Annotated in this window: 11 protein-coding genes; 1 reads left to right on the top strand and 10 read right to left on the bottom strand. The window is 70.6% G+C overall.

Going from position 1 to position 9,975, the window contains the following annotated elements:
* Positions 1-45 precede the first annotated feature (45 nt).
* The 5 genes from ACFU8W_RS43815 to ACFU8W_RS43835 all read right to left on the bottom strand — a co-directional run bounded on the left by ACFU8W_RS43815 (position 46) and on the right by ACFU8W_RS43835 (position 4,119).
* Positions 46-285 (bottom strand): helix-turn-helix domain-containing protein, encoded by a 240-nt coding sequence (locus ACFU8W_RS43815; protein ID WP_384050299.1) that lies wholly within the window; start codon positions 283-285, stop codon positions 46-48.
* 459 nt (positions 286-744) lie between these two features.
* Complete coding sequence (locus ACFU8W_RS43820) at positions 745-2,220, bottom strand: ATP-binding protein (RefSeq protein WP_384050332.1); 1,476 nt, start codon at positions 2,218-2,220, stop codon at positions 745-747.
* Positions 2,221-2,222: 2 nt separating this feature from the next.
* Entirely contained in the window at positions 2,223-3,062 is an 840-nt protein-coding gene (locus ACFU8W_RS43825; RefSeq protein ID WP_384050303.1) for a bifunctional DNA primase/polymerase, read from the bottom strand.
* Positions 3,059-3,799 carry a DNA methylase gene (locus tag ACFU8W_RS43830; protein ID WP_384050306.1) on the bottom strand — a complete coding sequence of 247 codons (741 nt, stop codon included), beginning with the start codon at positions 3,797-3,799 and terminating at the stop codon, positions 3,059-3,061. The genes ACFU8W_RS43825 and ACFU8W_RS43830 overlap by 4 nt, the downstream gene beginning before the upstream one ends.
* A gap of 119 nt (positions 3,800-3,918) precedes the next feature.
* Positions 3,919-4,119, bottom strand: coding sequence for a hypothetical protein (locus ACFU8W_RS43835; RefSeq protein ID WP_384050309.1), 201 nt, complete (start codon positions 4,117-4,119; stop codon positions 3,919-3,921).
* A gap of 227 nt (positions 4,120-4,346) precedes the next feature.
* Here ACFU8W_RS43835 and ACFU8W_RS43840 point away from each other — a divergent pair, with 227 nt between their 5' ends.
* Positions 4,347-5,063: a Type 1 glutamine amidotransferase-like domain-containing protein gene (locus ACFU8W_RS43840; protein ID WP_384050312.1), complete on the top strand. Its 717-nt coding sequence runs from the start codon at positions 4,347-4,349 to the stop codon at positions 5,061-5,063.
* 16 nt (positions 5,064-5,079) lie between these two features.
* Here the strand turns inward: ACFU8W_RS43840 and ACFU8W_RS43845 are convergent, their stop codons facing one another.
* The 5 genes from ACFU8W_RS43845 to ACFU8W_RS43865 all read right to left on the bottom strand — a co-directional run bounded on the left by ACFU8W_RS43845 (position 5,080) and on the right by ACFU8W_RS43865 (position 9,880).
* Complete coding sequence (locus ACFU8W_RS43845; protein ID WP_384050315.1) at positions 5,080-5,550, bottom strand: hypothetical protein; 471 nt, start codon at positions 5,548-5,550, stop codon at positions 5,080-5,082.
* 205 nt (positions 5,551-5,755) lie between these two features.
* Positions 5,756-7,849 (bottom strand): hypothetical protein, encoded by a 2,094-nt coding sequence (locus tag ACFU8W_RS43850; RefSeq protein WP_384050317.1) that lies wholly within the window; start codon positions 7,847-7,849, stop codon positions 5,756-5,758.
* A complete protein-coding gene (locus ACFU8W_RS43855; protein ID WP_384050320.1) occupies positions 7,837-9,372 on the bottom strand; it encodes a hypothetical protein in 1,536 nt (511 codons plus the stop codon). Before ACFU8W_RS43855 ends, ACFU8W_RS43850 begins: the two co-directional genes overlap by 13 nt.
* Positions 9,369-9,707, bottom strand: coding sequence for an RRQRL motif-containing zinc-binding protein (locus tag ACFU8W_RS43860; protein ID WP_384050323.1), 339 nt, complete (start codon positions 9,705-9,707; stop codon positions 9,369-9,371). The genes ACFU8W_RS43855 and ACFU8W_RS43860 overlap by 4 nt, the downstream gene beginning before the upstream one ends.
* The gene (locus tag ACFU8W_RS43865; RefSeq protein ID WP_384050326.1) at positions 9,707-9,880 is read right to left on the bottom strand and encodes a hypothetical protein; all 174 of its coding nucleotides are present in this window, start codon (positions 9,878-9,880) and stop codon (positions 9,707-9,709) included. The genes ACFU8W_RS43860 and ACFU8W_RS43865 overlap by 1 nt, the downstream gene beginning before the upstream one ends.
* Positions 9,881-9,975 lie beyond the last annotated feature (95 nt).

The raw sequence follows: 9,975 nt of genomic DNA on the forward strand, positions 1-9,975 counted from the left end.
AAGGAGGGCCACTGGGTGGCCCTCCCTGGGTGGTGAGATGTCGTGTCAGGCAGCGTCGGCGGTCATGCGTTCGGCGACGTAGCGGTGCACGACGGCGGGGTCGTAGCGGACGTGCTTGCCGATGCGGAAGCCAGGCGGTCCGGTGCGCTTCTTGCGCCACTGGTAGACGGTCTCTTTGGGGACGTCGAAGATCTCGGCGATGTCGTCGGGGGTGAGGTAGCGGTCGGGGAGACCGCCCCGGAGGGTGGCCCGGGGGTCGGGTTGAGCGGAACGGGTTCGGCTCATGGGGTCCTCGGCGTCGAGTCGTGTTGCGTTCGGGGGCTTCTCGGGAATTCGCGCCTGTCCGAGGTGCGGATTTCTGCGTCATTGCGTCATCAGCGTCACTTAGGCCTCTGACCTGCGGTTTTGCTTGACGCATCAGCTAGGACGTGCGTCATCGCAGCGTCATGAGCTGCGTCATCGGATGACGCAGATGACGCAGGATGACGCAGAAACCGCCGTCTGCGTCATGCCTGTTGCCGCAGGTCAGGTGCCGTTTTCCGGCCTGCATGACGCACATGACGCAGCGTCTTCCCTCTTAGGACAAAAGAGGGGGTGTCTGTTGTAGTTCGGCGCGCCTCACAGCGTGAAGAAGGAGCCGCTTCGCGGCGCGACCTTGGGGCGGCGTTCCGCCGAACAGCAAGAGGAGCACGCCTGGCCGATGGTGCTCTTCTTGCTTGTCCGGGCGAGCGTGCGGATCGCGGGTCAGAACACCCGTGCTTGCTCGTGTGGGGGCGGGGTGGCCAGGCGGGTCATTTCGAGGTAGCGGCCCACGCTGGTGCGGCCCGTGTCGATGAGGACGCCCCGAGCGGCCAGCGTCGGCTGTAGACGCTTGAGCCGGTCGGAGAGGACTTTGCCTGTGGTCGGCCACCCCTTGGGCAGGGGACGGCAATCCTCGCCGCTGTAGAGGCGACTGAGGCAGTGCAGCCACTCGGTGGACGTCATCCGCTGCGCCGCGCCCGGCTCGATGGTGTCGGCATGCCTGAGGACGGTCTGCGCGAGGAGGTCACCCTCGATCACGTCGTCGTTCAGGTCGTCCAGACTGGCCCGGTAAGCGGGGAGCGCCCCGAGGCCGGTCGCCGCGTCGAACTGCGCGCACAGGTGCGCGAAGTCCGCCATCCGTAGATCGGTGGGGGTCTCCGCCTCGGCTGCGCGGACCTTGACCGTGAGGTCCAGGAGCGAGCCGAGAACGACGGGCAGAACCTCCGCGTACTCCGCCCACAGTTCCGCCTCGGTGCGCCGGACGCTGGGCCGCTCCAAACGCAGCGGCAGGAGCCGTTCCGCCAGGTCGGGCCGGATGACTCCCACATCGATACCGGTCAGCAGCAACGGCCGGCGGTAGCCGACGCGGAACACGTCCCCGTCGGTGAACAGGGCACGCTTGACGCTCTCGGCGCCGGTCACGATGCAGCACATCGCGTCGGACAGGTCCGGCGTCATGTGGGAGAGGTTGTCCAGGGCCGTGACCCATCCGGCCGCCACCGCCGCGATCAGGTTTTCCTCGTCCTTCGGAGCCCGCCGCAGGTCGCCGCTCATCCCCTCGACGATCCGCACGAGCATCCGCCCACCTGTGGACTTGCCCGCGCCCTGCGGACCGGTGAGGAACGGCGCGGGGACGGGCACGGAGGGCCCCAGGCAGCCGATGAGCCAGGCGATGGCCAGGCATTCGGTCTCGGCGCCTGCGAAGTTGCAGAGCCTGAGCAGGAGGTCGATGCCCTTGCCGTCGGTGTCCTTGGCCGGCATGGGCAGTTCCCCGGTGAGCTGTGTGCGCCGCCAACAGACTTCCTGCGGGTCGGGGGTGAGGATGTCCCAGCCGGTGGGGTGGATGCGGACGGACTGCCCGTCATCGCGGCCCAGGTCCAGCCACGTCGCCCCGTCGAATCCGGGGGCGACGCGGATGTGGACGGGCTGCACGTCCTCAGACAGCGCGAGCGCTTCGATCAAGTCCAACGCCTCCTTGAGCGCGGCCCCGTTGAACACGCCACGCCCGTCCTTGAACAGGCCGACCATGAGTTCCTGGCGGTGGCTGCCCGTCGTGCCCTGTGAGCGGATCGGACGGGCCACGGGGTGGCCGCTCTTCTGCGCGTACACGGTCCCTTCGGCGGTGCGGAAGTACCGGAACTGCTCTTGGGCGTAGTCGGCGATGATCTCGCGGGCGGGAGTCTTCTCGTCGTCGGACATGGTCACAGTCCCAACCTGGTCAGGGCGTTGGTCCACGCGTCGGTGCAGTGCCGGGCCGATTCGCCCTTGGCCTGCGCGGCCGTGAACAGCCGCGCGGTGTGCGCCTCGGTGAGGCAGCCGCACCGACCGTGCGTGGACAGCACGGCGAGGAAGGTTCGGTAGACGGTGGCGTGCACCGCACTGGAAGCTGCGGTGATGCGCTGCTCGGCCATGGCGATGCCACGGTCCAGATAGGCGGGCGTGCGGTGGCGGCACTCCCTTTCCCCTTCCCCGGCCAGTGCGGGCACGGTGATGCCCGCCGGTCGGACCGTGGAGGGTTCCTTCACGGTCAGCGCGCGCACGACGTCCGGGAGTGCCGTGATGGTGCCGGTGCCGGGACCGCGCCACCGCGCGTAGGCCATGGTCGACTTGATGTCGACGCCGGGCCGTACGGCGTTGGCGGACTGCATAGCGCCCCGGTAGATCCAGTGCTCACCCCGGGTCGTCGGCACGGTCCGTGTGGCGGGCAGGCTCGCACGGGCCCACGCGATGGCTTCCACGTTGTCGAGGTCGACGACGGTGAGGCCGGCACCTCCGGGGTGGTAGGCCACCGCCGCCGCTTCCCGCCACACCCGAGCCCACGTCGACGAGTTGATGACGCCGGGGTCGGTGGTGGCGGCGGCCCAGCCGTGGCACGGGTGCGGGCAGGCGCAGGGGCCGGGGGTCTTCATGTTCGGCCGGCCACCACAGGCGTTCTTGGCGCAGGCCGGGCAGTTCCCGAACGGCACCTTCCCCGCCCGTAACGGCAGCACGGGCACGCCGTGGGCCGCGAGGCCGAGGGCGGTGTGCAGCTGCTCGCTCATGCGGCCACCGCCAGCCGGGGGGTGAGGGTGGTGAGGTAGGCGGCCCCGATCCACTCGGTGTAGGCGGGCGGCAGGGCTTCCCGGAGGCGGAGGTGGTCGGTGGACCAGTCGATTTCCTTGGCCGCGCGGATCTCCTCCGCGGTGGCCTTGCCGCCTCCCTTGCCGTACGCGGCGACGTACGGGCCGTCGCGCCAGATGCCGTGGCGGTAGCCCCGGACGTAGCCGCGGTGGCGGGGGTGGACGGGTTGGGGGAAGGTCCAGCCGCCGAGTTCGAAGTAGCGGTGCATGAGTACCGCGAGGCCGAACTGTTCCCCGCACAGGCGGATGTCCTTGCGGACGTCGGAGCCGGCCACGTTCTCCATCACGTACGGCCGGCCCGTCGCCTCCAGGGCGGCGCGGGTCGGTGTGATGAGCCGGGGGTAGGTCCGTCCGATGGCCGCGTTGCGGGCGGCGTTGGTGCCCTTGGTCGGGGCGCCTTCTCCCTGGCAGGGGGGTGAGGCGTGGATGAAGTCGAATTCGTGGCCGTGGTCGCGGATGTACTCGATGGCGTCGCCCTGGTGGAAGGCGTCACCGCCGTAGTCCGGCTGTGCCTGGATGTCGACGCCGGTGACGTGGCAGTTGGCGCCGAACGCGCGCCGGTAGCCGGTGGTGGCGCCGCCGATGCACGAGAACGCGTCGAGCACGCGGAAGGGTTCGAGCCGGGCGAGCAGTCGCCGGATGTCGGTGGGTTGAGTCATGCTGGATGTCTCCAGTTCTCTGATGAGGTTGGCTGGACGAGGGCGGCCCCAGATCATTGGCGTGAGATGGGGGTCGCCCTCATCAGTTGTGGAAGCGGTGGGATGCGGGGCGCTGTCGGTCACCGCCCGGTCTTCTGCAGCTCGTGCGTGTGGCACAGCACGGGGCCGATGAGGATGCCGATCCGGTGGACCGTCCACCGGCCTTGGGTGCGCGGGCCCGGCGGGACCTCGTCCACGATCCGACCTGTCCGACCCGCCGCGCGGGGGTCGTCCTCGCAGCTCACGATGCGTACCTCGTCGCCTGCCTTGAAGGCGCTCATGCGGGTTTCCTTCCAGGGTCAGTTGTGGAAGCGGTTGGAACGGGGGTTCTGGTCGCACCCCTCGGCGCATACCTTGTGGACCGCTTCGCGGTCGTTGGAGCGCATCGGGGTGGGGTGGCGGTACTGCCGGGAGTGTGGTGATCCACTTCCGCTGACGATGGCGGCGGAAGCAGTGTTCTGCGGCATCCGTGATCTGCAGTGCTCGACGGCGATGGCAGACTCAACGCGTGATCAACTCTCCGCAGATCTACCTTGCGGGCGGCGGCGACGGCCGCGGGCCGATCCAGCGGGCCTTCGCCAGCGCGGTCCGTAACGCCGGGGCGAAAAAAACCGTGCTGTTCCTGCCGTTCGCCATGGCGCCGGAGCGCTGGCCGGACTGCCGCGCCTGGTTCACCTCGGTCCACGAGGGGTTGTTCGAGGACGTGGTCATGCCCCATGACCCCGCGCGCATCGCCGCCGAGAACAACCGTTTCGACGCGATCTACCTGGGCGGCGGCGACACCGGCCGGCTGTTGGACACCTTGCGGGGCAGCGGCCTGGACCGCTTCGTCGCGCGCCATGCCTCCCGTGGCGGGCCGCTCTTCGGCGTCAGTGCTGGCGCAATTGTCTGCGGCCGCTCCATCTTGACCGCGCCGCCGGAGGAGCACTCGTTCATCGGCAACGACGGCCTGGACCTGCTTGGCGGAGCGAGCGTGGTGCCCCACTTCGACGGCACCACCGAAGCGCACGCCCGCGCCCGGCGGACCGCCGCCGAACTGGGCGGGCCGGTGTGGGCGATCCCCGAGGACTGCGGGGTACGGCTGCTCAACAACGACGCCAGCTACAACGGCGACGTCAGCACGCTCCGCGAGGTGGCCCTCGGCGCGGCCCCCTGCCTCCGTTTCACTGCAGACGGCGGGGTGGCGGCCATCGCAGGTGACGGCCCGCCGCAAGCCCACAGCTGATTCCGCGGCCTCTTGCCTAGCGGTGGTTGATGGTGCCGTTGGCACGGCCGAACATGCCGGACGCGGTGATGTTCTGGGTGATGTGCGTCGTGCCCAGGCCCGCACTGGTCGCACTGCGGCCGAGCCGGAGGAGGGCGGGGACACCGATGGCTGCGGCGGCGATGAGGGCGACGGCGGCCCAGAGGGCTTGGCTCATGGCGATCAGTCCCGGGGCGGCGTAGGAGATTCCGATACCCGCGGCAGCGACGCCCCCACCGACCGTCGGCGTCAGAAGCGCGGTGGTCTTGGCCCATGCGGGGATCGGCTGCGCGACCGGAACCGGTGGCGCCGGCGGGGCCTGCTGCGGGGTATAGGCCAGGGTTCGGATGCCACCGGGGAGGGTGACCATCTGGACTCCCGGGGGGATCTCGTGGGGCAGCATCGGGCCGTGTCCGGTGGGCTGCTGGGGGGTGAGGGTGGTGATCTCGTACGCGGTCTCGGGGTACACAAGGGGCTCCCTTCAACGCGTCGGGCGGCACCCGTGGTGGTGGGTGCCGCCCGATGGCGTTGTGACGGTGCGTGGTCGTAGTGGCTACTGGCTAGTGGCTACTGGAAAGCGGAAAAGGGCCTGTCGGGGCCCCTGGTTGCCAGTAGGAGGGCGTTCTACTGGCTAGTGGCAAGTTGCCAGTAGCCAGTAGCGCTCTGTGAGGCGTTCAGGCGTGGTCGGGGTGGACGTAGACGGAGTGCGGTCCGTTGTCCCGGTAGACCAGTTCGCCCCGCTCGGCCGCCGCCTTGAGTGCGGCCCGCACGGCCTGTCGGCTGCGGCGGACGAGATCGGCGACGGCGGACGGCTTCATGCCGACCGGGCCCGCTGCCTTGATCGCGGCGACCGCGTCGGCCAGCCACGCGGGGCCGCCCTCGTCGTCGCCGTCGCGGAGCGCGGACAGGTTCAACCCGGGTGCCGCGGCCGGGGGCTGCGGCGCGTCCCCGGGCTCGGGGGCGGTCGCGAACTGAGCGTCGATCTGCTTCATGAACGCGCGCACGGCCGCGTCCTCGTCCACCCCTGGCGCCGCCTGCTCGCTGCGGAGCGCGGACAGGTTCAGCCCCTCCCTTGCCGCGGGGTGGCCGGATTGCCCGGTGTCGGCGGCCGGGGTGTTGGCGGTGTCCCGCATCCATGCGGTGCGCTGCGGGTCCCACCGGTTCGCGTAGGCATCCCCGGCAGCCTTGCGGGACACGTCGTCCAGGGTCGGGTGCATGTCGGAGGTGGCGAGAACGATGTCGCGGATCTGGTTGGGCAGGATCCGCCAGTTCTTGAACAGCGCCGCCGCGGACTCCGGCGTCCCCATGAACCCCGCCCCCTTGTAGGGCGCCTGGTCCGGGCGCAGCCCCCGGGAGCCGGGGAAGACCTTGCTCAGGTCCATCCCTTCGACTTCCCCACCGGTGAGGCAGACCCGGGCCTTGGCCTCGCGGCGGATCATCAGATTGCCAAGCACGGACCCGGTGGCACCCAGCGCGGTGAGCACGGTGCGGATGCCCATGGCGCGCAGCATCCGGATCACTTCGAGGATCTTCTTCGCGAGGTCCTTCATGCGCCGGTCGGTGCTGGTCAGGATCTCCGCACCCTCGTCGATCACGAGCATGATCTGAGGAATCTTCGCGCTGATCGGCAACTGGTCGGTGTTCCGCTCGGCCATCAGGTCCTGATAGGCGACCTTGCGGCGCAGCCCGATCGCCAGAGCCGCATCGAGCATCAGCACGGCTTCCTCGTAGGTGGAGGCGAGCCAGTCGATGCCGGGCGTGACCCCGTCTACGGGGGCCCCGTTCGAGTCCAGCGCGGGGCGGACCCAGGGCAGTCCGGCCGATCCGGCGTTGAGGTCGATCACCCAGGTGAGCACGTCGGTGGTGCGGGCGAATCCGGCCAGGATGACGTGCACCATGTTGGTCTTGCCGGAACCGGTGGGGCCGACGACCAGGGCGCACTGTTCGCGCAGGTAGACGCAGATCTCTTCGGCGTTGGTGCGGTAGCCCCACGGGATGCCGGTGTAGATCGACAGCGGCGTGTAGTCGGACGGGTAAGTGCGCTCCTCGGAAAGCACGTTGACCGTGGTCACATCGATCAGCACCCGGCCCTGATGGATGCCCTGGGAGGCAACGGCGGTGCAGCCGTGGGGAAGGCGGGCATCGGCCGACAGCGCGGCGGAGTGCTGCGCGATGCGGTCGTAGGTGGTGCCACCGGCGGGGAGTTCGGCGTCGATCGTGAACCCGGTACCGGTGGGCCAGATTTCCACCGCGAGGACCCGCAGCGTGATGTTGCAGACCCGCTGCACCCGGTCCACCCACTCCGCAGCAATCGCCCGGCGTCCGGCGGACAGTTCGTGGGCGACCTGGCGCTCATCGGCGGCGATGGCCTCCAGCTCCCTGGCCTCTTCGTAGAGCAGGGTGGAGCGGGCGGCGGCGCCGATGCCGACGCCGATCGTGGCGAGGGATCCGAGGGCGGCCCAGGTGAGCGGGCCGGTGGTCATGGCCCAGGTCGTCCACCCGGCGCCGACCAGCCACGACGCGGAGCGCATGGCGATCGTGCGGGCAGAGAGGCGTTCGCGCAGGCTGCTGATGGTGTGGCCGATGGCGCCGGCGGCGCCGACGGTGAGGGCCCAGCCGGGGGGCATGCCGGTGGCTGCTCCGGTGGTGGCGACGGCGAGGCATCCGGTGGTGGCGGACAGAGCGCCGGTCACGGGTCCGTGACCGGCAGCCCAGTCCCACACCGGCCCTGTGGAGGCGGTGTTGGTGGCCATGATCAGACGTTCCATCCCTTCTCGGCCTCGGGACCGTTGCGCGGGTCCTCATGGCGGGCGATGTCCTGCTCGTGGGACTGCCGGAACAGCGGGCCCATGTCCTCGGCGACCGCGACCGCGCTCATCACGGCGCCGAAGATGTCGTTGAAGCCATCCGCGACGTCCTTCTCCAGCGGGAACTCCGAATCGGCCCGCTCGGCCAGGACCCGCATCACGTTCGCCACGCTCGTGAGCGCGGCCGGGAGCCCCTCGACCATGGCCAGGATCTCCATGGCGTTCTCGGGGTCGTACTGTCCCGCCGCGGATTCCATCTCCGCGGCGTACTCCTCGAACCGGAAACCAGACACGTTCTCTCCCTCACTCGCACTGGTGGTGGTGGGTGCCGGCGTCAGCCCCGCAGGGCGTTCCGCCGTGTCGCTGATCCGCTCGGTGTTGTCGGCGGCTTCGGTGTCGGCGGCGGCTTCGTCGTTCTGCCGGGCGGCGCGTATGGCGTCGTCCCGCTGGTGGCGCTGCTCCTCGGCGGTGCGGGTCATCCGGGCGTAGAGGCGACGGCCCGGGTACTGGAGCCAGGCCCAGCCGAGCTTCCGGCCGAGTGGGGTGGTGACCATGCCGACCAAGCCAAGAGCTCCGGCGAGCAGTGCGGCGAGCAGGCGGCGGCCCTGGAACCGGGCGGCGGACCGCCACAGGGCCTTACGGGCCTTCTTCCGGGCGGGTGCCTTACGGACCGCGTCCCGCTGCCCGGCCACTCGGTCGGCCGCTCGCCGGTCCCGCGCGGCTCGGTTGCGGTCGATCACCGCACCCCGTGCCGCACCGACCCGACCCGCGGCCTTGCCCACGGACCGGCCGATCGGCCCTTTCCTAGCGAGCGATGCAGACCGAGCTGCCGTCTTGGCGCCACGGCGGGCATCCGCGACGGCACGCCGTGACCCGGCCGTCTCGGCCCGGCGTGCCGACCGGGACGGGGCCGACTGCCGGGCCGACGCCCGCAGCGCCTTGACCTGTCCCGCACGCCCCGGGCCGTGCTGCCGAGTGGGCTTCCCGGAGGTGTGACCGGCGGCCTTCCCTGCCCGATTGCCGGTGGTCTTGCGCTGGTGCGGCACGCTTCCGGTGGAACCGGTACGCGAGGTGCCGCGACCTGCGTGCTTCGCGGATCGCCCGCCAGTTCCGCGGGAGGCCGCGCCGTGCCCACCGCCCGTTCCGCGGCCTGTCCGGCCGCCGCGGTGGGTCGCGGCACGGTTGGTGCGGCCGGTGGCGTGCTTGCGGTGGGCCCGGTGGTTGCGGGTTGCTGCGGCGACACCGAGGACGCATGCGCCGGTCGCGGCGACCGCGGCGGCGATGGGTCCACCGGCCAGAGCAGCCGCGGCCAGCCCCGTCACGGCGGAGTTGGCGCCGGTCATCGCGATCGGGACCACGGGCCAACCGCCCGCCGTGTGCTCCACGGTCACCTCGGCCGGCGCCGGTACGGGGTCGGCCTGGGGCGGTGTGGTCGGTGCGGGCTGGTTGTCGATCACCAGCGGTTCGGTGCTGAGTTCCGTCATGCTGAACGCTCCCTTCGGATGTCATCGCAGGTGACGCACATGCCGAGCGAGCGCGGGATGCAGTACCCGGCATCGGTGCGGCAGCTGGGGCAGGTCCGGCGAGCACGCATCGCCTTGGCGAGCGCAGCGGCGCGGCCCGGGGTCATCGGGCGAACGGGCTTGGCCCGGTCGATGCGGTAGAGGTACGCGACCAACGGGCCACGGCGCCGACGGGGCCGCTGGAGCTCCGCGACGACGTCCTGTCCGCCGGGCCGCAGCCCCAACTTGCGAAGCTGCCGGCGAGTGGCCAGACCCTCCGGAGCCATGCGCCACCGGTAGTCGGGGACGGTGGCCATCAGAGCGCCACCCCCGCCGCGTCCGGCACCGGAACGAGGTGCTGTCCGTCGCTGCTCGCGCTCTCCGCGAGACGCTTGTAGACCTTGTGGACGTAGGAGGTGGAACGGGTGGACTTCACCGCGGCCTCGGTGATCGTGTCGCCCATCACCCAGCAGGTACGGATCACGTTCATCGCCTAATGGGAGCTACGGAACCGGGGAATGCTCGGTTCCGTAGCCGCCAGCAGGTGAGCACTTTCGTTGCCGGAACTTCGAGTTCTGGGATCAG

It is taken from the genome of Streptomyces sp. NPDC057565 (assembly GCF_042801455.1).
Taxonomy (GTDB): Bacteria; Actinomycetota; Actinomycetes; order Streptomycetales; family Streptomycetaceae; genus Streptomyces; species Streptomyces yanii.